Annotated in this window: 24 protein-coding genes and 1 pseudogene; 20 read left to right on the forward strand and 5 right to left on the reverse strand. The window is 72.0% G+C overall.

What is annotated here, in order from left to right; all coding sequences use genetic code 11:
• Nucleotides 1-72 precede the first annotated feature (72 nt).
• Nucleotides 73-522 carry an Lrp/AsnC family transcriptional regulator gene (locus SM447_RS28580; protein WP_474575981.1) on the reverse strand — a complete coding sequence of 150 codons (450 nt, stop codon included), beginning with the start codon at nt 520-522 and terminating at the stop codon, nt 73-75.
• A 147-nt stretch (nt 523-669) separates the two neighbouring features.
• On the opposite strand from SM447_RS28580, the gene SM447_RS28585 reads away from it, so the two are divergent.
• The 14 genes and pseudogenes from SM447_RS28585 (at nt 670) to SM447_RS28650 (ending at nt 13,538) form a co-directional block, all read left to right on the forward strand.
• Complete coding sequence (locus SM447_RS28585; protein WP_474575982.1) at nt 670-1,569, forward strand: tryptophan 2,3-dioxygenase; 900 nt, start codon at nt 670-672, stop codon at nt 1,567-1,569.
• Nucleotides 1,570-1,585: 16 nt separating this feature from the next.
• Nucleotides 1,586-2,872 carry a kynureninase gene (gene kynU, locus SM447_RS28590; RefSeq protein WP_474575983.1) on the forward strand — a complete coding sequence of 429 codons (1,287 nt, stop codon included), beginning with the start codon at nt 1,586-1,588 and terminating at the stop codon, nt 2,870-2,872.
• Nucleotides 2,869-4,200: an FAD-dependent oxidoreductase gene (locus tag SM447_RS28595; protein ID WP_474575984.1), complete on the forward strand. Its 1,332-nt coding sequence runs from the start codon at nt 2,869-2,871 to the stop codon at nt 4,198-4,200. Before kynU ends, SM447_RS28595 begins: the two co-directional genes overlap by 4 nt.
• A gap of 20 nt (nt 4,201-4,220) precedes the next feature.
• Complete coding sequence (locus tag SM447_RS28600; protein ID WP_474576016.1) at nt 4,221-5,702, forward strand: 2-hydroxymuconic semialdehyde dehydrogenase; 1,482 nt, start codon at nt 4,221-4,223, stop codon at nt 5,700-5,702.
• Nucleotides 5,699-6,490, forward strand: coding sequence for a 2-keto-4-pentenoate hydratase (locus SM447_RS28605; RefSeq protein ID WP_474575985.1), 792 nt, complete (start codon nt 5,699-5,701; stop codon nt 6,488-6,490). The genes SM447_RS28600 and SM447_RS28605 overlap by 4 nt, the downstream gene beginning before the upstream one ends.
• Nucleotides 6,487-7,419, forward strand: a complete 933-nt coding sequence (locus SM447_RS28610) for an acetaldehyde dehydrogenase (acetylating) (RefSeq protein WP_474575986.1) — start codon at nt 6,487-6,489, stop codon at nt 7,417-7,419. Before SM447_RS28605 ends, SM447_RS28610 begins: the two co-directional genes overlap by 4 nt.
• A complete protein-coding gene (gene dmpG, locus SM447_RS28615; protein WP_474575987.1) occupies nt 7,416-8,471 on the forward strand; it encodes a 4-hydroxy-2-oxovalerate aldolase in 1,056 nt (351 codons plus the stop codon). The genes SM447_RS28610 and dmpG overlap by 4 nt, the downstream gene beginning before the upstream one ends.
• Entirely contained in the window at nt 8,468-9,241 is a 774-nt protein-coding gene (locus tag SM447_RS28620; protein ID WP_474575988.1) for a 2-keto-4-pentenoate hydratase, read from the forward strand. Before dmpG ends, SM447_RS28620 begins: the two co-directional genes overlap by 4 nt.
• Nucleotides 9,238-9,665, forward strand: a pseudogene (locus SM447_RS28625) (RidA family protein). The gene SM447_RS28620 and the pseudogene SM447_RS28625 overlap by 4 nt, the downstream one beginning before the upstream one ends.
• A complete protein-coding gene (locus SM447_RS28630) occupies nt 9,662-10,186 on the forward strand; it encodes a 3-hydroxyanthranilate 3,4-dioxygenase (protein WP_474575989.1) in 525 nt (174 codons plus the stop codon). The pseudogene SM447_RS28625 and the gene SM447_RS28630 overlap by 4 nt, the downstream one beginning before the upstream one ends.
• Nucleotides 10,186-11,262, forward strand: a complete 1,077-nt coding sequence (locus SM447_RS28635; RefSeq protein ID WP_474575990.1) for an amidohydrolase family protein — start codon at nt 10,186-10,188, stop codon at nt 11,260-11,262. Before SM447_RS28630 ends, SM447_RS28635 begins: the two co-directional genes overlap by 1 nt.
• A gap of 57 nt (nt 11,263-11,319) precedes the next feature.
• The gene (locus SM447_RS28640) at nt 11,320-12,783 is read left to right on the forward strand and encodes an amidase (protein WP_474575991.1); all 1,464 of its coding nucleotides are present in this window, start codon (nt 11,320-11,322) and stop codon (nt 12,781-12,783) included.
• A gap of 52 nt (nt 12,784-12,835) precedes the next feature.
• Nucleotides 12,836-13,138 (forward strand): aa3-type cytochrome oxidase subunit CtaJ, encoded by a 303-nt coding sequence (gene ctaJ, locus SM447_RS28645; RefSeq protein ID WP_474575992.1) that lies wholly within the window; start codon nt 12,836-12,838, stop codon nt 13,136-13,138.
• Nucleotides 13,125-13,538 carry a DUF5130 family protein gene (locus tag SM447_RS28650; protein ID WP_474575993.1) on the forward strand — a complete coding sequence of 138 codons (414 nt, stop codon included), beginning with the start codon at nt 13,125-13,127 and terminating at the stop codon, nt 13,536-13,538. Before ctaJ ends, SM447_RS28650 begins: the two co-directional genes overlap by 14 nt.
• A 121-nt stretch (nt 13,539-13,659) precedes the next feature.
• Here SM447_RS28650 and pepN read toward each other — a convergent pair whose 3' ends face one another.
• Nucleotides 13,660-16,209: an aminopeptidase N gene (gene pepN, locus SM447_RS28655; protein ID WP_474575994.1), complete on the reverse strand. Its 2,550-nt coding sequence runs from the start codon at nt 16,207-16,209 to the stop codon at nt 13,660-13,662.
• Between the two features lie 217 nt (nt 16,210-16,426).
• Here pepN and SM447_RS28660 point away from each other — a divergent pair, with 217 nt between their 5' ends.
• The 3 genes from SM447_RS28660 to SM447_RS28670 all read left to right on the forward strand — a co-directional run bounded on the left by SM447_RS28660 (nt 16,427) and on the right by SM447_RS28670 (nt 19,440).
• A complete protein-coding gene (locus tag SM447_RS28660; RefSeq protein ID WP_474575995.1) occupies nt 16,427-17,050 on the forward strand; it encodes a mycothiol-dependent nitroreductase Rv2466c family protein in 624 nt (207 codons plus the stop codon).
• Between the two features lie 646 nt (nt 17,051-17,696).
• Entirely contained in the window at nt 17,697-18,902 is a 1,206-nt protein-coding gene (locus SM447_RS28665) for a DUF1015 family protein (RefSeq protein WP_474575996.1), read from the forward strand.
• Between the two features lie 70 nt (nt 18,903-18,972).
• Nucleotides 18,973-19,440 (forward strand): ribose-5-phosphate isomerase, encoded by a 468-nt coding sequence (locus SM447_RS28670; RefSeq protein ID WP_474575997.1) that lies wholly within the window; start codon nt 18,973-18,975, stop codon nt 19,438-19,440.
• Nucleotides 19,441-19,521: 81 nt separating this feature from the next.
• On the opposite strand, the gene SM447_RS28675 is transcribed toward SM447_RS28670, so the two are convergent.
• Nucleotides 19,522-19,866, reverse strand: coding sequence for a hypothetical protein (locus SM447_RS28675; RefSeq protein WP_474575998.1), 345 nt, complete (start codon nt 19,864-19,866; stop codon nt 19,522-19,524).
• Between the two features lie 135 nt (nt 19,867-20,001).
• Nucleotides 20,002-21,234 (reverse strand): GNAT family N-acetyltransferase, encoded by a 1,233-nt coding sequence (locus SM447_RS28680; protein ID WP_474575999.1) that lies wholly within the window; start codon nt 21,232-21,234, stop codon nt 20,002-20,004.
• 110 nt (nt 21,235-21,344) lie between these two features.
• On the opposite strand from SM447_RS28680, the gene SM447_RS28685 reads away from it, so the two are divergent.
• Nucleotides 21,345-21,884 carry a hypothetical protein gene (locus tag SM447_RS28685; RefSeq protein ID WP_474576000.1) on the forward strand — a complete coding sequence of 180 codons (540 nt, stop codon included), beginning with the start codon at nt 21,345-21,347 and terminating at the stop codon, nt 21,882-21,884.
• Between the two features lie 174 nt (nt 21,885-22,058).
• Here the strand turns inward: SM447_RS28685 and SM447_RS28690 are convergent, their stop codons facing one another.
• Nucleotides 22,059-22,733, reverse strand: a complete 675-nt coding sequence (locus tag SM447_RS28690) for a DUF1028 domain-containing protein (RefSeq protein WP_474576001.1) — start codon at nt 22,731-22,733, stop codon at nt 22,059-22,061.
• A gap of 121 nt (nt 22,734-22,854) precedes the next feature.
• Between SM447_RS28690 and SM447_RS28695 the strand changes: the two genes are divergently transcribed.
• Nucleotides 22,855-23,187 (forward strand): PadR family transcriptional regulator, encoded by a 333-nt coding sequence (locus SM447_RS28695; RefSeq protein WP_474576017.1) that lies wholly within the window; start codon nt 22,855-22,857, stop codon nt 23,185-23,187.
• Nucleotides 23,184-24,242, forward strand: a complete 1,059-nt coding sequence (locus tag SM447_RS28700) for a hypothetical protein (RefSeq protein WP_474576002.1) — start codon at nt 23,184-23,186, stop codon at nt 24,240-24,242. The genes SM447_RS28695 and SM447_RS28700 overlap by 4 nt, the downstream gene beginning before the upstream one ends.
• The last annotated feature ends 2 nt before the right edge of the window (nt 24,243-24,244 follow it).

Consider the following 24,244-nt stretch of genomic DNA (forward strand, 5'->3'; position numbering starts at 1 on the left):
GATCCTCCCTCCCGGCACCGGCGCACCGGTCCTGCTGGGGCGACCCGCGGTGCTTTCCCCCTGCCCGGGCGGCTAACCGCCGGAGCCCGGCAGCGGGGTGACGGGGTGCCAGTCGAGCGGGGTGGAGAGCACCATCGTGCTCGACGGCTGGCCATAGGGAGCGAGCCGGTCGATGACGGCCTCGAACGCTCCGATCGAGCCGGCCGCGACCTTCAGCACGCTGCACGCGTCACCGGTGATCCGATGGATCTCCAGGATCTCCGGCCACCGGGGGACCTCCGGGTCGTGCAGGATGCACCGGGCGCCGTAACAGGACATCCGGATCAGCGCGACCACCGTGCGACCGGCCCGGGCGAGGTCGACGTGGGCGTGGTACCCGGTGATCACGCCGGTCTCCTCCAGCCGGCGCACCCGCTCGGCGACCGCCGGCGGGGACAGGTGCACCCGCCGGGACAGCTCGCTGAACGACAACCGCGCGTCGGCCTGCAACTCGCGGAGCAGGGCCCAGTCCATCTCGTCCATGCCCGCGACCTTACGTCTGACAGGTGAATCCCGGCGAGCAGCTTCCGTTCCTTAGGTGGACCGCCGAAAGAGCCGTTGAAGAGGCATTCCGTCCGGCCAACCTGGCAGGGGATCATGACTGGACGGCGACCCGGAAGGAGCGGACGCATGGAGCAGACGGAACTGCGCCCGGCGACCCGGACGGCGGTACGTCCGGTCACCGCACGACAGCGCGTGGCCCGCGCCGCGCACAACGGCGGTGAGCCGACCCTCGACTTCGCCGAGCGGGTGCCGTACGACGCGTACGTGCAGGCCAGCACGCTGCATCGGCTGCAACAGCCGTTGAGTGGCGACCCGGGCGAGATGTCCTTCCTGATGGTCAGTCAGATCATGGAGCTGTACTTCGGCCTGACCTGTCACGAGCTGCGGGAGACGTCCCGGCTGCTGCGCGCCGACCGGGTATGGGAGGCGTTGGCCCCGCTGCGCCGTGCCGCGCTGCACCTGGAAGGGCTCAACGCCGCCTGGCGGGGCCTGCGCTGGATGACCCCGGCCGACTTCAACCGCTTCCGCAACCTGCTCGGCGAGGGGTCGGGCTTCCAGTCGGCGATGTACCGCCACCTGGAGTTCCTGCTCGGACTGCGCGACCCGGCGTTGATCCGTCCGTTCCGTCGACAGACCGAGGTGTACGCCGAACTCACCGATGCCCTGGCCACGCCGAGCGTCTGGGACGAGGTGATCGCGCTGCTCGCCCGGCACGGGCACGACCTGCCTGCCGATCTGCTGGAGCGGGACGTGGCGGCCGAACACGAGGCACACCCCGCGGTCGAGGCGGCCTGGGTGCGGATCTACGCCGACGCCGGCCCGGACAACCACCTGCGGCTGCTCGGCGAGGCGCTGACCGAGGTGGCCGAGCAGTTCGGTGACTGGCGGCACCACCACATCAAGGCGGTGCAGCGGACGATGGGCGCGAAGGTCGGCAGCGGCGGCTCCGCCGGGCTGGCGTGGCTGCAACGAAGCATGGCCCGGGTGGTCTTCCCGGAGCTGTGGTCGGCCCGGACGGCGATGTGAGGCGGACGTGACGACGATGACCAGCGGGCACGGCGAGGCCGAGGCGCTGCGCCTCGATGCGGCCGAGCCAGGGCACCGGCACCTGTTCCACGTGCCGCCGGCCGACGGCGGCCGCTACCCGCAGGCCGCGTACCTGGCCGGCAACTCGCTCGGCCTGCAACCGAGGGCCACCCGTGACGAGCTGCTGGCCGACCTGGACGCCTGGAGCCGGCTCGGCGTCGAGGGACACCTGGCGGCGGACCGGCCCTGGCTGCCGTACCACGAGCTGCTGACGGCACCGGCCGCCCGGCTGGTCGGCGCCCTGCCCACGGAGACCGTGGTGATGAACTCGCTCACGGTCAACCTGCACCTGCTGATGGTCAGCTTCTACCGACCGGCCGGCGAGCGGACCCGGATCGTCATCGAGGACAGCGCCTTCCCGTCGGACAGCTACGCGGTGCGCAGCCAGGCACGGTTCCACGGCCTGGACCCCGACACCGCCGTGGTCCGGCTCGCGCCGCGCCCGGGCGAGGACACCCTGCGCACCGAGGACGTCACGGCCTACCTGGCGGCCGAGGGGCACACGGTCGCGTTGATCCTGCTCGGCGGGGTCAACTACCTCACCGGCGAACTGATGGACATTCCGGCGATCACCGCGGCCGGGCGGGCCGCCGGCGCGGTCGTCGGGTGGGACCTGGCGCACGCGGCCGGCAATGTGCCGCTCTCGCTGCACGACTGGGACGTCGACTTCGCCGCCTGGTGCTCGTACAAGTACCTGAACTCGGGGCCCGGCGCGTTGGCCGGGGTGTTCGTGCACGAACGGCACCACGGCGACGAGACGCTGCCCCGCTTCGAGGGATGGTGGAGCACGGCCGCGGCCACCCGGTTCGAGATGGCCCCGGTCAGCCGGCCACCGGCCACCGTCGAGGCGTGGCAGATCTCCAACCCGCCGATCTTCGCGATGGGCCCGGTCCGCACGTCGCTGGAGCTGTTCGACTCGGTCGGCATGCCGGCGTTGCGCGAGCGCAGCCTCCGGCTCACCGGTTACCTGGAGCGGCTGCTGGACGAGGTCACGGCCGGTCGGCCGCTCACCGTGATCACCCCGCGTGAGCCGCGTCGGCGCGGGTGCCAGCTCTCGGTACGCATCGGCGAGGGCAGCGCTGACGAGCTGACCAAGCGACTGCGCCACGAGCACGGGGTGATCGCCGACGCCCGGGAACCGGACGTGGTCAGGTTCGCCCCGGTGCCGTTGTACTCGACGTACCACGACTGCTGGCGGGTCGCCGACGCGCTGGCCGCGACGGTTCCGGAGGTGGCCCGGTGACCCGGGAACACGACGAGATCGCGGTGGTCGGTGCCGGGTTGGCCGGCTGCCTGCTGGCCTGCTTCCTGGCCCGACGGGGCCACCGCGTGGCACTCTACGAGCGGCGGCCGGACCCGCGTACCGGCACGCCCGAGCGGGGCCGCTCGATCAACCTGGCGCTCTCCGAACGGGGCCTGGACGCGTTGCGCCGCATCGGGCTGGCCGAGCAGGTGATGGCGGACGCGTTGCCGATGCGGGGCCGGATGGTGCACCCGGTGGTCGGCGAGCCGGGATTCCAGCCGTACAGCGTCTCCGGTGACCGGGCGATCAACTCGATCAGCCGGGGTGCGTTGAACAACGCCCTGCTGGAGGCCGCCGCCAAGCTGCCGGGGGTGCGGATCGCCTTCGACCACCGGCTGGTCGGGCTCGATCCGGCGACCACGACGATGACCTTCGAGACCCCGCAGGGGGCGGTCACCGAGGAGGCGCGGGTGGTGCTCGGCACCGACGGCGCCGGTTCGGCCGTACGCGGGCAGTTGCTCGCCCACGACCTGCTCACCGAGAGCGTCGACTTCCTGGACTACGGCTACAAGGAACTGACCATCCCGCCGCTCGGCGGTGACTTCGCGCTCGACCCGGGCGCGCTGCACATCTGGCCGCGCGGCACCTCGATGATGATCGCGCTGCCCAACCCGGACCGCTCGTTCACCTGCACCCTGTTCTGGCCCACCCACGGCACCGCCAGCTTCGCCTCGCTGGGCAGCGCGGCGGCGATCGAGCGGCACTTCGCCCAGCACTATCCGGACCTGCCGCAGATCGCCCCGAACCTGGTCGACGACTACCAGCACAATCCGGTCGGGGTGCTCGGCACGGTGCGGTGCGACCCGTGGCAGACGGACGGGCGGGTCGCCCTGCTCGGCGACGCGGCGCACGCCATCGTGCCGTTCTACGGCCAGGGCGCGAACTGCGCCTTCGAGGACGTGGTCGAACTGGACCGCTGCCTTGACGAGTGCGCCGGGGACTGGTCCGCGGCGCTGCCGCTGTTCCAGCGCCGTCGGCAGGACAACGCCGAGGCGATCGCCCGGATGGCGCTGGCCAACTTCGTGGAGATGCGCGACAAGGTCGCCTCGCCGGTGTTCCGGACCCGCAAGAAGATCGAGCACGCGCTGGAGCGCGCGCTGCCCGGTCGGTACGTCTCCCAGTACGAGCTGGTCTCCTTCTCCACCGTCCCGTACGCCCAGGTGCGCCGCCGGGTCCGTCGCCAGTACCAGGCGCTCGGTGTGGTGGCGGCCGGTCTGGTGGCGGCGGTCGGCGCGGCGGTGGTGCTCGGCGTCCGGGGGCGGCGATGACGCTCTGGGATCCCCGGTTGATGACCGGACGGGCGCCGGCCGGTCCCGGCCTGCTGCGCAACTTCGTCGGCGGAGAGTTCCGCGACGACGGCACCCGGTTCACCAAGACCAGCCCGGTGACCGGTGAGCCGGTCTTCGAGGTGGTCGAGGCCGGGTCGTCCGTGGTGGACGACGCGGTGGCCGCCGCTCGCGCGGCGCTGCGCGGTCCGTGGGGCCGCACCGGCGAGCGGGAGCGCGCCGAGGTGCTGCGCCGCATCGCCGACGAGCTGGAACGCCGCTTCGACGACCTGGTGGCCGCCGAGGTCGCCGACACCGGCAAGGCCATCTCCCAGGCCCGGACCCTGGACATCCCGCGCGGTGCGGCGAACTTCCGGGCCTTCGCGGAGATCGTCGCGACCGCGCCGACCGAGTCCTTCACCACGGTCACCCCGACCGGCGGCCGGGCCCTGAACTACGCGGTTCGCAGGCCGGTCGGCGTGGTCGCGGTGATCGTGCCGTGGAACCTGCCGCTGCTCCTGCTCACCTGGAAGGTCGCCCCGGCCCTGGCCTGCGGCAACGCGGTGGTGGTCAAGCCCAGCGAGGAGACCCCGGCCTCGGCCACGCTGCTGGCCGAGGTGATGGCGGCGGCCGGTGTGCCGGACGGCGTGTTCAACCTGGTGCACGGCTTCGGCCCGGACTCGGCCGGCGAGTTCCTCACCCGGCACCCCGGCGTCGACGCGATCACCTTCACCGGTGAGTCGGCCACCGGTGGAGCGATCATGCGGGCCGCCGCCGACGGGGTGAAGGCGGTCAGCTTCGAGCTGGGCGGCAAGAACGCCGGCCTGGTCTTCGCCGACGCCGACCTGGACGCCGCGGTGGCCGGCTCGGTGCGCTCCAGCTTCACCAACGGCGGGCAGGTCTGCCTCTGCACCGAACGGATCTACGTCCAGCGGCCGGTGTTCGAGGAGTTCACCGCCCGGCTCGCCGAGCGCGCCGGGGAACTGGCGTACGGCTGGCCGGCCGACGAGGCGACGGTGAACATGCCACTCATCTCGCACGGCCACCGGGACAAGGTGCTCGGGCACTACGACCTGGCCCGCACCGAGGGCGCACAGGTGCTCGTCGGTGGCGGCGTACCGCGCTTCGGCGACGCCCGCGACGGCGGCGCGTACGTGCAGCCGACCGTGCTGACCGGGCTGGGCCCGGACGCCCGGACCAACACCGAGGAGATCTTCGGCCCGGTGGTGCACGTGGCGCCCTTCGACGACGAGGACGAGGCGTACGAACTGGCCAACGGCACCGACTACGGCCTGGCGGCGACGGTCTGGACCCGCGACGTGGGCCGGGCGCACCGGGCCGGGACCCGGCTGGACGCCGGCATCGTCTGGGTGAACACCTGGTTCCTGCGCGATCTGCGTACCCCGTTCGGCGGGGTGAAGGCCTCCGGCATCGGCCGGGAGGGCGGCGTGCACTCGCTCGACTTCTACTCCGAACTCACCAACGTCTGCGTGGACCTCTCATGATCGATCTGGAGTCGGCGGCCCGGGAACTGGCCGAGGCGCGCGAGAGCGGCAAGCCCTGCCCGCCGCTGCGTGGGCGACTGCTGCCGGAGGGGGACGTGGCGTCCGCGTACCGGGTGCAGCAGCTCCAGGTGGGCGACTGGCTGGCGGGCGGGCAGCGCCGGGTGGGTGCGAAGATCGGGCTCACCTCCCGGGTGGTGCAGGAGAGTCTCGGCGTCTACGAGCCGGACTTCGGGGTGCTCACCGACGCGATGGCGGTGCCCGACGGCGCCGAGGTGGCGGTCGACCGGCTGCTGCAACCCCGGGTGGAGGCGGAGGTCGCCTTCGTGCTCGGCGCCGACCTGCCCGACGAGCGGGTCACCAGCGTCGACGTCATGCGCGCCGTCGACCACCTGCTGCCGGCCATCGAGATCGTCGACTCGCGCGTCGCCGGCTGGGACATCTCCATCGTGGACACCGTGGCCGACAACGCCTCCAGCGGACTGTTCGTGCTCGGCACCACGCCCCGCCGGCTCGCCGACGTGGACCTGCGGCTCTGCGGGATGGTGCTGGAACACGCCGGCGAGCCGGTGTCGGTGGGCGCCGGCGCGGCCTGCCTCGGCAACCCGCTGCACGCGCTGGCCTGGCTGGCCGGCACGATGGCCCGCGCCGACGACCCGCTGCGCGCCGGTGACGTGGTGCTCTCCGGCGCGCTCGGCCCGATGGTGGCGGTGACCGCCGGGGCGGCGTACGAGGCCCGGATCTCCGGCCTCGGCTCGGTCCGGACCTGTTTCAGCAGAGAGGCTGATTGATGACGGGTGTGGCGGTGATCGGGTCGGGCAACATCGGCACCGACCTGATGATCAAGGTGCTTCGACTGTCGGACTCGTTGCGGATGGTCGCGATGGCCGGCATCGATCCGGACTCCGACGGGCTAGCCCGGGCCCGCCGGCTCGGCGTGGCCACCACCGCGCGGGGCGTGGACGGCCTGGTGGCGATGCCCGAGTTCGCCGACGTCGAGCTGGTCTTCGACGCCACCTCGGCCAGTGCCCACCGGCACAACGACACGGTGCTGCGCGCGCACGGGCGGGTGGTGATCGACCTGACTCCGGCGGCGATCGGGCCGTATGTCGTGCCGCCGGTCAACCTGGACGAGCACCTGACCGAGACCAACCTCAACATGGTCACCTGCGGTGGGCAGGCGACCGTGCCGATCGTGGCCGCGGTGGGACGGGTCACCCCGGTCGCGTACGGCGAGATCGTCGCCTCGATCGCCTCGCGTTCGGCCGGTCCGGGCACCCGGGCCAACATCGACGAGTTCACCGAGACCACGGCCCGGGCGATCGAGGTGGTCGGCGGCGCCGACCGGGGCAAGGCGATCATCGTGCTCAACCCGGCCGACCCGCCGCTGTTGATGCGGGACACGGTGTACTGCCTCTGCCCGGACGTCGACGCCGATCGCGGCGCGATCGCCGCCTCCGTCGAGGAGATGGTGGCGACCGTGCAGCAGTACGTCCCCGGGTACCGGCTCAAGCAGGACGTGCAGTTCGACCGGGTGGACGCCTACCTGCCCGCGCTCGGGCGACGTCTCGACGCGTTGCAGGTCTCGGTCTTCCTGGAGGTCTCCGGCGCCGGACACTACCTACCCGCGTACGCCGGCAATCTGGACATCATGACCTCGGCCGCGCTGCGCACCGCGGAGCGGCTGGCCGCCGAGCGCGCGGAGGTGCCGGTCCGATGACTGATCTGTACATCCAGGACGTGACCCTGCGCGACGGCATGCACGCCATCGCCCACCGTTACACCGTCGCCCAGGTGCGGACCATCGCCGCCGCACTGGACGCCGCGGGGGTGGCCGCGATCGAGGTGGCGCACGGCGACGGTCTGGCCGGATCCAGCGTCAACTACGGCCACGGCGCGGCCAGCGACGCCGACTGGATCTCGGCGGCGGCCGAGGTGATGACGAACGCGAAGCTGACCACCCTGCTGCTGCCCGGCATCGGCACCATCGCCGACCTGAAGGCCGCCCGGGCGCTCGGGGTGACCAGCGTCCGGATCGCCACCCACTGCACCGAGGCGGACATCTCCGCCCAGCACATCACCTGGGCCCGGGAGAACGGCATGGACGTGTCGGGCTTCCTGATGATGTCCCACATGAACGACCCGGCCGGCCTGGCCGCCCAGGCCAAGCTGATGGAGTCGTACGGGGCGCACTGCGTCTACGTGACGGACTCGGGCGGGCGGCTGCTGATGTCCGACGTGGCGCAGCGGATCGACGCGTACCGGCAGGTCCTCGAACCGACCACGCAGATCGGCATCCACGCCCACCACAACCTTTCCCTGGGCGTGGCCAACAGCGTGGTCGCCGTCGAGCACGGCCGGGTCGTCGGCGCCGGCCCGGTGGGCTCGCCGGCCGGCCGGACCGTCCGGGTGGACGCCTCCCTGGCCGGCATGGGTGCCGGCGCGGGCAACGCACCGCTGGAGGTCTTCGTCGCGGTCGCCGAGCTCCACGGCTGGCGGCACGGTTGCGACGTCTTCGCGTTGATGGACGCCGCCGACGACATCGTCCGCCCGTTGCAGGACCGACCCGTCCAGGTCGACCGGGAGACCCTCTCCCTCGGGTACGCGGGGGTCTACTCGAGCTTCCTGCGGCACGCCGAACGGGCCTCGGCGCGCTACGGCGTGGACGTCCGCTCGATCCTGGTGGAACTGGGCCGGCGGCGGATGGTCGGTGGGCAGGAGGACATGATCGTCGACGTGGCGCTGGACCTGGCCGGCAAGGAGAACTCATGATCGGGCCGGACATCGCCGGGATCGCCGAGAGGCTCGGCAGGGCTGCCGACACGGCCACCGCGATCGGTCAGCTCGCGGCCGAGACCGGGCTGGACGTGGACGCCGCGTACGCGGTGCAGGCCGCCCTGGTGCAGCGCCGGCTGGACCGGGGCGAGCGGCTGGTCGGGTTGAAGATGGGGCTCACCAGCCGGGCGAAGATGGCCCAGGTCGGGGTGGACGAGGTGATCTGGGGGCGTCTCACCGACGTGATGCGGGTCCCCGACGGCGGCACCGTCGACGTGTCCGCCTTCATCCATCCCCGGGTCGAGCCGGAGGTGGCGTTCCTACTGGACCGGCTGCCCGAGCCCGGCGAACCGGTCGGCGACTTCACCGACGCCGTCCGGGCGGTCGCCCCGGCGATCGAGTTGATCGACTCCCGGTACGCGAACTTCACCTTCTCGCTGCCGGACGTGATCGCCGACAACACGTCGGCCGGCGCGTTCGTGATCGGGCCGTGGTCGCCGGTGCCCGACGGGTTGGACAACCTCGGTGTGCTGCTGGAGATCGACGGGCGCCCGACCCAGGTCGGCTCGACCGCCGCCATCCTCGGCGATCCGCGACGAGCGCTCGACGAGGGCATCCGGCTGGCGGGGCGGCACGGGGTACGGCTGTGCGAGGGCTGGGTGTTCCTGGCCGGCGCGGCGACGGCTGCGGTGCCGTTGCGGGCGGGTGCTCATGTGCGTGCGGTGGTCGAGAAGCTCGGTACGGCTTCGTTGCGGGGTCTGTCGTGAGTGGTGATGCTCGGGTGGTGGCGGGGAAGGCGGTGCCTCGGGGGGCGTTTCCGCACGTGAAGGTGGCGGGCGGGTTCGTCTTCGTGTCGGGTACCTCGTCGCGGCGACCGGACAACACGTTCGCGGGCGTCTCGGTGGACGAGTTCGGCACGACCGATCTGGACATCCGGGCGCAGACCCGGGCGGTGATCGGGAACGTCGCCGATCTACTCCGGTCGGTCGGCGCCGAGCTGACCGACCTCGTGCAGGTCACCACCTATCTGGTCAACATGAATGACTTCGGTGGGTACAACGAGGTGTGGGCGGAGTTCTTCGACGCCACCGGACCGACCCGGACGACGGTCGCCGTGCACCAGTTGCCGCATCCGCACCTGCTGATCGAGATGCAGGCCGTCGCCCTGCTCCAGAAGGAGGCCAGCCATGAGTGAGATCGCCGAGCCGTTCAGCTTCCCCGGGTGGATCGCGGAGAATCAGCACCTGCTGAAGCCGCCGGTGGGCAACAAGGAGATGCTGCCCGGCTCCGACGACTTCATCGTGATGGTGGTCGGTGGGCCGAACCAGCGCACCGATTTTCACGTCGACCCGTACGAGGAGTTTTTCTACCAGGTCAAGGGCAACATGCACGTCAACCTGATGCTCCCCGAGGGGCCGCGTACGGTGCACGTGCGCGAGGGGCAGATGTGGATGCTGCCGCGGAACACCCCGCACTCGCCGCAGCGGCCCGAGGCCGGCTCGATCGGGATGGTGATCGAGCGGGTACGCGAGGAGGGGACGCTGGAGAAGTTCCAGTGGTACTGCCCCGAGTGCTCGCACAAGGTGCACGAGGTGGAGTTGCAGGTGCGCGACATCGCCGCCGACCTACCGCCGGTCTTCGCCGCGTTCTACGCCGACGAGTCCGCGCGCACCTGTGACAACTGCGGCACCCTGCACCCGGGCAAGGGCTGATGGCGCGTCCGGTCGGCCCGGCCCGGTCTTCGGTGACTCCGGTGGTGGACGTGCACACGCACGTCGTACCGAAGGGTTGGCCGGATCTGACCGCTGCGTGCGGCGGGTCCGGCTGGCCCTGGCTGCGGGTCGACTCGGAGCGCGCCGCCATGATCATGGTCGGGGACACGGAGTTCCGGCCGGTCGGCGCCGAATGCTGGGACGCCGACACCCGGCTGACCGACATGACCGCCGACGGGATCGACGTGCAGGTGGTCTCGCCCACGCCGGTCTTCTTCTGCTACGACCGTCCCGCCGACCAGGCGGTGAAGATGGCCCGGATCTTCAACGACCTGACCCTGGAGGTCACCGCCGCCGGTGGCGGTCGACTGCTGCCGTTCTGTCAGGTGCCGTTGCAGGACCCGGACGCGGCCTGCGCCGAGGTGGACCGCTGCCTGGCGGCCGGCCACGTCGGCGTGGAGATCGGCAACCACGTCGGCGAACGGGACCTGGACGACGCCGGCATCGTGACGTTCCTGACCCACTGCGCCGAGGTCGGCGCGCCGGTCTTCGTCCACCCCTGGGACATGGCCGGCGGCCCCCGACTCGACCGCTGGATGGCCCGGTGGCTCACCGGCATGCCCGCCGAGACCCACCTGTCGGTGCTGTCGATGATCCTCGGCGGCGTCTTCGACCGGGTACCGGAGACGCTGCGGATCTGCTTCGCCCACGGTGGTGGCAGCTTCCCGTTCTGGCTGGGGCGCGCCGACAACGCCTGGCATCGTCGTGGCGACCTGGTACGGGGCGCCTCCGCCGCCCCACCCAGCTCCTACGTGGACCGGTTCTACGTCGACTCGGTGGTCTTCTCGTCCCCGGCACTGCGCCTGCTCGTGGACACCATGGGCGCCGAACGGGTGCTGGTGGGCAGCGACTACCCGTACCCCCTGGGTGAACGCCCGGCCGGGGCGGTGGTCCATCAGGCCGACTTCCTCACCGACGCCCAGCGCACCGGCCTGCTCTCCACCAACGCCCTCCGCTTCCTCGGCAAGTTCGACACACAGACACAGGGCGCGTCGCCGCCAGGCACCCCGTCCTGAGACCGTCGCACTCGTGTCGAGGCGGCAGCGGGTGACCTGAGCGGGCAGGATGACGGCATGGCCGAGCCGCACGACCTCACCGCGTTGGAACAGGCCGCCGCCATCGCCCGTGGCGAGCTGTCCAGCCTGGACCTCGTCGACCATCACCTGCGGCGGATCGACGCGCTCGGCGACACGGTCGGTGCCTTCGTCACCGTCACCGAGGACCTGGCCCGTCAGGCCGCGCGGGTCGCCGACGCGACGCCGGTCGAACGGCGTGGCCCACTGCACGGTGTACCGACCGCGATCAAGGACCTGACGCTGACGGCCGGCGTCCGCACCACCTTCGGCTCGGCCGTCTTCGCCGACTTCGTACCACCCCTCGACGCCGACGTGGTGCGCTTCATCCGGGCCGCCGGCCTGGTCAGCCTCGGTAAGACCACCACCTCCGAGCTGGGTTGCTCGCTCTACTCGGAGACCCTGGTGGCACCACCGGCGCGCAACCCGTGGGAGCTGTCGTACACCGCCGGTGGGTCCAGTGGCGGCGCGGCCGCGGCCGTGGCAGCGGGCCTGGTGCCCGTGGCGCAGGGCTCCGACGGCGGTGGTTCCCTGCGGATCCCGGCGTCGCTGTGCGGCCTGATCGGCTACAAGCCCAGCCGTGGCCTGGTCTCCGGCGGTCCGCTCGGCTTCGGCGCCTTCGGCCTGCCGACCAACGGCCCGCTCGGCCGGACCGTCACCGACGTGGCCGCGCTGCTGGACGTGCTGGCCGAGCCGGTGCCCGGCGAGCCGTACCTGCCGCCCCCACCGCCGCCGGGCGGCTTCCTGGCCGCCGCCCGCGCGGCCGAGCCCGGGCGGTTACGCGTCGGCCGGTTCATCGCCCCGATGCTCGCCGACGAACCGGTCCACCCGGACTGCGTCGCCGCGGTGGACCGGGCCGCCGCGCTGCTCGCCGCCGCCGGGCACGAGGTCGTCGAGGTGCCGGCGCCACTCGGTCCGCAGGTCTGGCCGTTGTTCGAGATCATCTGGTACGTCCTCGCGCTGGCTCCGGTGCCGCCGCAACGGGAAGCCGAGCTGCTGCCGCTGACCCGCTTCCTCCGGACGCAGGGGGCCGGGATCTCCGTCGGCACGCTCACCGCGACCCTCGGTGAACTACAGGCCCAGGTACGCCTCGGCGCCAGCCGTACCGCCGGCTGTGATCTGCTCCTCTGTCCCACCCTGGCGGCCCCGCAGGCACCGGTCGGCTGGTTCAGCCAGGGGCGTACCCCGCAGGAGGACTTCGACCGGCAACGCCGGTTCTCCCCGTACTGCGCGGTCTTCAACGTCACGGGCCAGCCGTCCGTCTCGTTGCCGGTCGGGGTGACCGACGAGGGACTGCCGGTCGGGGCGCTGCTCACCGGGCAGTACGGCGACGACGCGAGGCTGATCGCGACCGCTGCGCAACTGGAGGCCTCCAGTGGCGGGTGGGATCGGCACCCCGCAGTCTGGCGGAGCGTCGGCTCCGCTAACGTGAATGACAGCGGAGTCGGGAGGTCACCGCGGTGATCCGCCACCCGACCCGGTCGAAGGTCTCTCTTTCCGCCTGGGGGCGTTGGGATTGTCTGTAACCGACACGTTGCTGGTCTTCGTCGGCATCCCGGCAGCCATCGTGCTGGTGATCGCCGGCCTCGTCTACGCGGGCAGCCGGGGTGGTGGCGGCGGTGCCAAGCGTTACCGGCCGGGCCGGCCGTTCAGCTTCACGCCGGTGTGGTTCCTGGGCCGCCCGGAGGAGCTGGCCGACTCCGCCGGCACCTCGCTGTCGGTGGGGGCACAGGCGCCCGCGCTGACCAGCCGCACGCAGGAACAGGCCGGCGTCGAGGCGCCGACCGGTGGAACCGGAGGCGCAAGTGACCGTTGGTGAGAAGCAGCACGGTGCCGGGACGGAAACCCCGCCCGACGTGCTCGACGGGCCGTTCTCGACCCGCCAGCTGCTGCGCATCGACGAGGCGCTGCGCCTGGCCGACAAGACGACCGGACTGGTCTTCTCCGTCTTCGTCGGCGGCCTCGACGAGCCGATCCGGGAACATGCCGAGCGGCTGCACCGGCAGCTCGCCGAGCCTGACCGGTCGGTGCTGATCGCGGTGTCACCCAACCAGCGGCAGCTGGAGATCGTCACCGGCCGGTACGCCCGCAAGCGGGTCCCGGACACGTACGCCAAGATCGCGGCCCTGTCGATGGTGGCCGCGTTCGGCGGCGGCGACCTCGCCGGCGGCATCATCCAGGGTCTCGACCAGCTCTCCCGCTACGCCGGCAAGGGCTGAGCCAACCCAGTACGACAAAGAGCCCGGCCCGCGTCGCGCGCGGCCGGGCTCTTGCGTGACCAGGCTCATGCGGCCCGGGAGCATCGCGTTCCACGACGCTCCCGGGCCGGTCGATCTGTCGTCAGGCCGTCCGGGCGTCGCGGGCCCGAGCGGCGAGCGCACGGACCACGCCGTCGCGACCCTCGGCGACCAGCCGCCGCAACGGCCCCGGGCTTCCCTCCTGCGCCAGCCAGGCGTCGGTGGCCTCGACGGTGTCGTCCTCCACCAGGTACGCCGGGTACATGAGCATGGCGAACTCCTGCGCCGGCTCGCTGTCCCGGGTCGCCCAGACCTGCCCGACCGTGGCGAAGTACCGATCCCGGTACGGCGTGACCAGCTCCACCTGCGTCGGGTGGCTGAAGCCCTGCAGCAGCGCCCGGTGTCGCCAGTTCGGCAGCGCCTCGGGGCCGGTCAACTGGGCCCAGACGGCCGCCTTGTTCTCCTCGGTCGGCACCAGGGCGTGCGCGTACGCGGCCTCCCGCTCACCGCTGGACGTCTTGTCCCGGGCCAGCTCGGCGTCGATCTCCGCTGCCCCGGCCACTCCGTTGGCCACCAGCGCCTGGAGGACGCTCCATCGCAGCTCGGTGTCGATGGTCAGGCCGGGGGTCACCTGCGTACCCTCCAGCCAGCCGCGCAGCACCGCCAGGTCCTCGCCGGAGCGGGCCGCGGAGACGTACGCCCGGGCCCAGGCCAGCTGGAAGCCGCTGCCCGGCTCGGCGGCGGCGAGCGCGGTCTTCGCGGTACGGGCCAGCTCGGCCCAGCCGGTCGGCGCCCAGGCCGGATCGGCGTAGAAGGTGATCGCGGTGCTGACCTGGCGGAGCGTGGCGGTGACCAGGTTGATGTCCCGCTCCGCCGGCAGTCCGGCCAGCACCAGGGCCACGTAGTCGCGGGTCGCCAGCTCGGCGTCGCGGGTCATGTCCCACGCGGCGGCCCAGCACAGCGCCCGCGCCAGCGACGACTCGAAGCCGGCGATGTGCTGCACCACCGTCGCCATCGACCGCTCGTCCAGTCGCAGCTTGGCGTAGGTGAGGTCGTCGTCGTTGAGCAGCAGCACGTCGGCCGCGGGCACGCCGGCGAGCTGGGTGAGCTCGGTCCGCTCGCCGTCGACGTCGATCTCGTACCGCTCGCGGCGCACCAGCCGGCCGTCGCTGAGGTCGTAGAGCCCCACTCCGATCCGGTGCGTACGCAGGGTCGGGTGACCCTCCGGGGCCTCCTGGTGTACCAGGACCCGCTCGTACGTGCCGTCCGCACCGACGGTCAACTCCGGGCGCAACGTGTTGACCTGAGCGGTCTCCAGCCACTGGGAGGCGAAGGTGGTCAACTTGCGGCCGGAGGCGGCCTCCAGCTCGGACAGCAGGTCGTCGAAGGTGGCGTTGCCCCAGGCGTGCCGGGCGAAGTAGGCCCGCAGACCGGCCAGGAACGGCTCCTCACCCACGTACGCGACCAGCTGCTTGAGCACGCTCGCGCCCTTGGCGTAGGTGATGCCGTCGAAGTTGACCTCGACCGCCTCCAGGTCGGGCATCTCGCAGTAGACCGGGTGAGTGGAGGAGAGCTGGTCCTGCCGGTAGCCCCAGTTCTTGCGGATGGACAGGAAGGTCGTCCACGCCTCGGTGAACCGGGTGGCGTGCGTGTTGCACCAGTGGCTCGCCCACTCGGCGAACGACTCGTTCAGCCACAGGTCGTTCCACCAGCGCATGGTGACCAGGTTGCCGAACCACATGTGGGCCAGCTCGTGCAGGACGGTGTTGGCCCGCTGCTCGTACTCGAAGTCGGTGACCTGCGAGCGGAACAGGTAGTGCGACTCGGCGTGGGTCACGCAGCCGAAGTTCTCCATCGCGCCAGCGTTGAAGTCCGGCACCCACAGCTGGTCGTACTTGGGCAGCGGGTACCGCACCCCGAACTGCTCCTGGAAGAAGTCGAAACCCTGCGTGGTGACCAGGTTCAGGTCTTCGGCGTCCAGGTAGGGGGCCATGCTCGCCCGGCAGAAGTAGCCCAGGTCGATGCCGTCGTGGGTGTACCTGACCTCGTGGTACGGCCCGGCGCACAGCGCCGTGATGTAGGTGCTCATCCGGGCGGAGGTGGCGAAGTGGACGGTCTTGTGGCCCTCGCCCGCCGCCTCCTCGCGCTCCACCGGCATGTTGGAGACCACCCTCCAGTGCTCCGGAACGGTGGCGTGCCAGGTGTAGACGCTCTTCAGGTCCGGCTGGTCGAAGCAGGCGAACACCCGCTGTGCGTCGGCCGTCTCGAACTGGCTGTAGAGGTAGGTCTCACCGTCGACCGGGTCGACGGTGCGGTGCAGCCCCTGACCGGAGGAGGAGTAGGCGAAGTCCGCCTCCACGACCAGCGTGTTCTCGCTGGCCAGCCCGGTCAGCGTGAGCCCCTTCTCGGCCGAGAAGTCGGTCAGGTCGACCGGGGCGTCGTTGAGCGTGGCGGAGCGTACCGAGTCGGCCGCCACCTCGATGAACGTGCTGGCCCCCGGCTCGGCGCAGCTGAAGCGCACCTCGGTGGTCGACCGGAAGGTACGACCGCCGGCGGCGTGAACGGCGCTGGACAGGTCCAGACTGATGTCGTACCCGGTCACGTCGAGCAGGCGGGCCCGCTCGGTTGCCTCGACCTGTGTCAGGTTGCGCACTCCCGGCACTGTTCGTCTCCATCCCACTCTCGCCGCACGGCACGGTCGAATCGTCCGTCGACCGCTCGTGACGGCCGGTCCGGCCTGAGTCTTCCATGTACGGGCAGGCGGTGGTGGGCGAGGTCACGGGTCGATCCTCGCGCGGATGGATGACGGCGGAGCAAAGATCGGAGGTACGCCGTCGAGGCGGCGGCAACGTACGTGAAGGGAACTTGTCGTGAACGAACGCGTCAACGTCGACATGTGGTTCGACCCGATCTGCCCGTGGGCGTGGCTGACCTCCAGGTGGCTGCTGGAGGTGGAGCGGGTCCGCCCCGTCGACGTCCGCTTCCACGTGATGAGCCTGTCGGTGCTCAACGAGGGCCGGGAACTCTCCGCGGACTACCAGGAGCTCATGCGCTCCGGATGGGGGCCGGTGCGCGTCTGCGTCGCCGTGCAGCAGCGGCACGGCTCCGACGCCGTGCGCGCCCTCTACACGGCCCTGGGCACCCGGATCCACCTCGGCAAGGAGCCACTCGGCCCGGAACTGTACGCCGCCGCCCTGACCGACGCCGGACTCGACCCGGCGCTGGCCGAGGTGGCCGGGGACCGCGACCTCGATGCGCCGTTGCGGGCCAGCCACGAGGCTGGCATGCGACCGGTCGGCACCGATGTGGGTACCCCGGTCATCCACGCTCCCGGCCCCGACGGCCGGCAGGTCGCCTTCTTCGGGCCGGTGGTCACCCCGGCGCCGAAGGGCGAGGCGGCCGGTCGTCTCTGGGACGGTGTCCTGCTGGTAGCCGGTACTCCCGGCTTCTTCGAACTCAAGCGCAGCCGCGACCTCGACCCCATCTTCGACTGAGGTGTAAGGAAGGGCCCCTTTCTAACGCCTCGTGTAGAGCAGGGGCCCCTTCTTAACAGCACCACCATCGCCGCCGGCCCGGGCGGCAGCGCGGCTGACCGGACGCGTCACTCGTGCCCGAACGGATTCGTTGACCGGATGTCCGCAGAGATCCGGCTGGCCGCTCCGTGTCCGCTGGCCGCAGCCCACCGCTCGTGGAGGCGCCTGATGGCCAAGCATCGTGCCCCGGTCGACGATCGCTGGAGTCGGGAGGAGGGTGTCGGCGGGGGAACGCCCCGATCGGCGGTCACCTGGAACTCGCCGATACCCCGGAACGGGCGGTCGGGCAACTGGTCGGCTCCCCGGCAGGATCGTTCGCCGAACTCGGGCCGGAGCCGTGCGGTGGGGGTCGCTTCGGTCCCCGCCACGTCGCGGTTGACCCCTCCAGGGCTGGAGATCCGAAACCAGCGTCCACGCCCGGTGCCGGTACGCCGTGCCACGGCGCTACCAGCCCCCGTGGGCCGCCATCGACGACCGGTTGAGCCGGAGCGTTAAGAAGGGGCCCTTGCTATGCACGAGGCGTTAAGAAGGGGCCCTTGCTTTCATCTGGTGGGCGAAGGCGGGTCCGGCGGTGGTGCCGGGTGAGACGCCGGTAGCGTCAACGGTCATGACGGTCGTGCACCCGATCAACCGAGCCTGGATCACCACCGGTGGTACCGGCGCCCAGAACTACGACGAGTTCGCCGACGACGCGGAGATCACCGCGATCATCGAGGCGAATCCGCACAGCGCCCTCGGCATCGAGATGCCGCACAAGGCCCCGGAGAGCCTCGGCAGGTCCTTCCTCGACGCCCTGCCGGACGCGGTGAGCCGGCTCGCGGAGGCGAAGGCCGACGGCAGCTACACCCCGGCCGAGCAGGTGGTGGTGCTGTACCGGATCAGCGCGGCGGGGGAGGAGCCCGCCTACGGGTTGTTCGCCATGGTCGACACCGACCAGATCTCCACCCGGGCCGACGAGCCCGGCCTGGTCATCCGTAACGAGGACGTCTTCATCAACAAGGTGCGGGAGCGGGTCGCGCTGGCCGAGGCGCTGGGCCACCTGCTCTCGCCGGTGCTGCTGTTGCAGACCGGGCGGGGCGAGGAGCTGCACGCCGCGCTCGCGGCGGCCACCGACGCGGCCGGGGCGCCGGCCGCCACCGACACCGACCAGGCCGGGCGTACGCACGCCATCTGGCTGGTGGGTCCCGGCCGGCAGCAGGACGAGCTGACCGCCCTGGCGGGCGGTGGCGAGCTGGTGGTCGCCGACGGCAACCACCGCAGCCTGGCCGCGCAGATCGGCGGCATGTCCCGGTTCCTCGCGGTCGTCACGACGCCGGCCTCGGTGAGCATCCAGCCGTACAACCGGCTGGTCAGCGAGCTGACCACCACTCCGGAGGAGCTGCTGGAGCGACTGACCGCCGGCGGCGCGCGGATCACCGCGGTCGACGGCCCGGTGGAGGTCCCGGCCACCGGCGGCACCGTCGTGCTCCAGCTTCCCGGCCGGGCGTACGCGGTGACCCTGCCGCACACCGACGCCAGCCGGCTGGAGAATCTCGATCACGCCCTGGTCGAGCGGTTGCTGCTGCGTGACGCCCTGGGCCTGGATCCGGGCGACAAGCGGATCACCTACGTCGGCGGTGACTATCCGGCCAGCTGGCTGACCGGTGAGGTCGCGGCCGGCCGAGCCGAGCTGGCCGTCCTCATCGCGCCGGTGACCGTGGACGACTTCGTCGCGGTGAACCTGGCCCGGGAGAAGATGCCGCGCAAGAGCACCTGGTTCACCCCGAAGGCGCGCGGCGGCCTGGTCGTCGCCGAACTGCCCGACCGGTCGTGACCCGTCCGGCCCGTCCCACCCGGCCCCGCCCCCGCGGCGTCCGGTGGGACGGGCCTGACAGACTGCCGGTATGCGCGTCTACCTGGGATCCGATCACGCCGGTTTCGAGCTGAAGGTGCACCTGGCCAACCACCTCGCCAAGCAGGGATACGAGGTGGTCGACATCGGCCCGCACGCCTACGACCCGGAGGATGACTACCCGGCCTTCTGCCTGCACACGGGCACCCGCGTGGTGGCCGACCCGGGCAGCCTCGGTGTGGTCATCGGCGGCTCCGGCAACGGCGAGCAGATCGCCTCGAACAAGGTCGCGGGGGTGCGCGCGGCGCTGGCGTGGAACGTCGAGACCGCCCAGCTGGGCCGGCAGCACAACGACGCCAACGTGGTCGCCGTCGGCGCCCGCCAGCACACCCTCGACGAGGCCACCGCGATAGTCGAGGCGTTCCTGACCGCCGCCTTCTCCGGCAGCGAGCGGCACGCCCGCCGCATCGCCCAGGTTGCCGAGTACGAGCGCACCCGGCAGTTGCCCGACCTGCCCTGACCGCCGATTCCCTGACGATCAGACATCATCCGGGGTCGGGTGGCCCGCGAGCTGGTCACCCGGCCCCGGACCGGATCCGGGTCAGCGGCGGGGCAGTTCGTCGCGGGGGGTCCAGTTCCGGCGGACGATGACGACCCGGTGTGCCGCCGCGACGAGGTCCTCGTCGGTGGGCCGGGCGGCGTCGCGGGCCCGCATCGCCGCGGTCACGCTCACCTGCGACGAGCCCGAGCCGACCAGCCCGCGCAGCCCGCGCTCACCCTCCTCGGGAGCACCGTTACGCCGCCCGCGCGGCGTCTCACCCCCGTCGTGCACCCCGGCCGTGCTGGCCGCCGCACCACCGTCGGCCCCGCCACCCGGACCGCCCTGACCACCTTGACCGCCGTGGTGCCGGTGCCGTCGCCGTCGCCGTTCCCCGCCATCCGCCACCCCCCGACCGTACCCCCGCCCGCACCCGCCCTCACCCACCCTTCCCCCGCCGATCTTGCACTTTTCGTCGGGAACAGAAGGGGAGCAAGGGGACAGAGCGGCGACCGAAAGTGCAAGATCGCGGAGGGTTTGGGTTCAGAAGATCTCCATGGCGGAGGGGGCACGGTGCCAGGTGAAGGCTGGGCTGGCGGTGGCGAGGGTGCCGGGGCGAAGCTCGTGGAGCCGGCCGGCGTCGGCCAGGGCCACCGGTGTCGCGCCGCCGAGGAAGAGTTCGCCGAGGCAGCGTACGTCGCAGGCCAGATCGGCCCGGCCGTCCGTCGGGGTGCAGCTCGCCCCGGCCGGGCCGCCCTGGAGTCGCCACCGGCCGGTGTTCTCCGGCAGCAGGTCGTCGGTCACCTCGATGACGACGTCGACGTCGGTGGCGTAGCGCCGGGCGGCGAGCGCGGCCGGCACGTCGACCACCCGGATCCACAGGGCGTCGACCAGCCGGAAGTTGAGCCGGCGCGGCTCGTTCAGCAGCCGCAGCAGTGGCTCGTCCACCGCCGCGCGCATCCAGTGCATCCGTCGGGTCAGGTCGAGCGAGAGCAGCATCCGCCAGATCGCCCGGTACCCGGCCGGACTGGTCGCCACCACCTCGTCGACCGTGGTGAGGCTGTTCGGGCCGGCGTCGTCCCATTCGGCCTTGGTGCGGAACAGTCCGTAGCCGTCGATTCCGTCGGGTCCCTCATGCAGCACCACCCGCCGCTCGGTGGCGCCGCCGCGGTGTGCCTCCGGGTCGACCAGCACGTACCGCCACCATCGGTCGTCGCGCGCAGACCAGCCGGGACGGTCGGCCCGGGCCCGGTCGTACACCCGGGCCAGGTCGGCCTGGCGGTCGGCCGGGCGGTCCACTCGCAGCCGGCCCTCGTCCGGGGTCGGTGCCGGTAGCCGCAGTTCGGTGATCTCGCCGGAGACGTGGAATCGCTGCGCGGCCAGGCCGTAGCCGAAACGCGGATAGATCCGGCCCTCGCTGGCCCAGAGCACCGCGACCGGTTCCCGGCGCTCATCATGGATCTGCCGTAGCTGCCGCTGCATCATCGCGGTGAGCAGGCCGCGGCGACGATGGGTGGGCGCGACTCCGACCATGCTCACGTGGGCGGCGGCCAGGTCCCCGCCGGGTACGCCCAGCTTCCGGGTGAAGGCCGTGGCGGTGGCCACCAGGTCCGGTCCGTCACGTAGCAGCAGCGCGCGGTCCGGTTCGAAGATCGGACGTTCGACTTCCCGGGCTTCGGCGTCGACCGCCTGGTGGAACAGGGAACCGAGGAACTGGTTCATCTCGTCGAAATCGTCGGCGCTGGCGGTCTCGATGGGCGGGGTGGAGGTGGTCACCGCTCGTGTCTAGCCGATCGGTGCGGGTACGGCGACCGATTTGCGGGGTGGCTACCCTCGAAGTCTCCAGCGGTGTCCGGGGTCGCCGCCGGTGAAGGGGAGGGGACGACATGGCCGAGCAGACGCAGCCGTGGGCGGAGCGGACCGTCGAGGTGCCGCCACAGCCCGGTACCGGGGTACCGCCACAGCGCGACCCGTACCGCCGTGGAGTGGCCCAGGTCGGCCCCCGGGCACCGCGTACCGAGTCGTTTCCGGCGGTGGAGCACGAGCCGACGGGGACGGGCTGGCCGGGCGAGCCTGCGCCGCGCCAGCCGTTGAGCTGGCACGTGGCACGCCTGAAGCGAGGGGGCGAGTGGAGCGCCGCAGGGGCGCTGTTCGCGTTCGTCTGCTGGGGCATCTGGGCGATCTCGGGTGGCGGCGACCTCGTCGGGCCGATCGTGATCTTCGTGCTGAGCCTGCTGGTGGCGGCGGGTCTGTTCACCCTGGCCCGGCTGCTCGGCCGGGTGGTGCTGGAGCGGCAGTTGGGCCGGATACGGCGCACCGCACGGGGTGCGCACCTGGTCACGGCGGTGTTCCTCACCGGCCTGGGCGTCGCATACCTGCAACAGACCCAGTGGATCATGGATGCCTGGAACTGGCTGACCACCTGAGTGCCCGGTCACCGGGCGGGCCGGCCCGTCGGCCGGCCCGCCCGGGAGGCGGTCGCGTGGCACCGCGACCGAGGTCGTCACTCCACCAGGACGGCGGCCTGCTTACCCCGCCCGACGCGATTCATCCCCGCCGTCCGCGGGGCACGCTGATCGTCGGGGTGACGGCCTCACCCGTCAGCCGAGCGCCCTGCGGGCGGCCTCGCCCATCGGGTCGTCCCGGGTGGGCATCTGCCGCACGGTGGTGGTCATCTCCTCATGGAAGACGTCGTAGAGCCGGCGCAGTTCCTTGGCCGGATGGTCGTGGTCGTCGACCCGCAGGTCCCACAGCGGGTACGGCTGCTCGCCGATGACCGTGACGGTCGCCGACCGGGCCCCGTGCCGGTCGCCGCCGGCGTCCTCGCCGAGTTCGATCGCGAGCAGCAGCCGCTCGGCCAGGTCGAGATCATCGCTGCCCTCGTACGCCCGCACGATCTCGTCGAGCGGCTCGGCACCCACCAGCCGGTTGCCCTGCACGGCGTAGCCCGAGCCGATGCGGTGGCCCGACCAGTCCAGCGTGCGGGCGCCCGTGAAGGCGTACGCCCGACCTTCGCGGTCCACCATCCCGACCTGCCGTACCTCCCGACCCGGGTCCCGGTCGAGCAGTTCGGTCACCACGTCCTCGGGCGTACGACCCTCGCCGAGCAGCGGCAGGCCGTCGTAGGCCACGAACGGATTGAGTATTGCCTGGGTGGCCACGGCACCGTCGGGATGTACGTGGGCCACCAGCTTGCCGACACCCGGCTTGGCGGTGAGCGCCGCCACCCCCAACTGTCCGGTACGCCCGCACCGGGCGACGATCGAGAAGGTCACGGCCGTCCATACCCCGGCGCCACGCCACCATGCCTGGGCCGGCTCCGCCGGTGGCCGCTCCACAACAGGGTGGCCAAGATATCTTGTCTGGCATTATATTGGGCTGATGAGTCCCGGGGCGATGACCGAACCCACCTTCTTCGTTCTCACCGCGCTGCTCGACGGCCCGCGCCACGGGTACGGCATCGTCGCCGACGTGACGGACCTGTCGCAGGGCCGCGTGCAGCTGAAGATCGGCTCGCTCTACGGAGCGCTGGACCGACTCGCCGGCGGCGGCCTGATCGAACTGGACCGTGAGGAGGCCTGGCAGGGCCGGCTGCGCCGGTACTACCGGCTGACCGAACGTGGGCGCCAGGCCCTCGACGCGGAGGCCCGACGGCTGGCCGCCAACGCCCGGCTCGCCTCGACCCGGCTACGGCACCACCCGAACCCGGCCGAAGGGACGTCCGCATGAGCCGGCTGGAGGAGCGCTATCGCCGAGTGCTGCGCCTGCTGCCCGCCGACTACCGACGGCAGTGGGAGGAGGACATGGTCGCCGCTTTCCTGGAGACCATGCAGACCGGCGACGCCGAGACCGATGAGTACCTCGCGGATCACGGCCGCCCGAGCCTGTCGGAGACGGCCAGCGTGCTGTCCCTCGCCGTCCGGTTGCGGATCGGCGGGGCCGACGCGCCACCGCGCCCGTACGCCTGGGGGCAGGCGGTCCGCCTGGCCGTCCTGGCGGGAGTGCTCACCCAGGCGGTCATGGCCACCGCCGGACTCGCCTTCACGCTCTGGCTCTCCGGTCGCCTGAGCTGGTTGCCCGCACCCGCGTCCGAATGGGTCCTCGTCCCGCCCAGCAGCAGTTGGCAGGCCACCTGGAACCTCGCCGGCTACGCCTGGCTGCCGGCCTTCGTCGCCCTGGTCCTCGGGCGCCGGCGCGTGGCCCAGGCCGTCGCCGCGATCGCCATCGTGCCGCAGGCCATCACCATCGCCGTCGACCAGGCCACCGGCCCCGGACCGCTGACCGTGTCGCCCTGGGCGATGCTGCTGGTCGAACTGCTCCTGCTGGTCGCGATGGCGGCCTTCCACCGCGACGCCCCACCGGTGGCGCGTCGTCCCTGGCTCCTGGCCCTGCCGATCGGCATCCTGGCGGTACCGGTGCCGCTGTTCGCCATCCAGGCGGCCATGCCGGCGTCGCTGCTGCTGGACTGGCCCGGCCTGTGCTGTGTGCTGGTCGTCGTCGCGATGGCGGTGCATCTGGTCGGGAGGGCGTCCCGCCCGCCGGCCCGTACGCTGCCCTGGTCGCTGGCGCTCGTCCTGCTCGCCGTGACCGCACTCGCCCTGCGTACCGTGACCCTGCCCGACTTCGCCGACCAGACGCAGCGCACCGCACTCGCGGCGACCGCCGCGGTGCAGCTCGTCGCCGTCCTGGCCGTCGGCGTACCCCTTGCCGTGCTGGCCTTCCGGGCACTGCGCCGACTCGCGCCGATGCCGGCCACCGCGGACTCGCCGCGCACCGACCCGTGAGC

The sequence above is a fragment of the Micromonospora aridisoli genome, assembly GCF_056150025.1.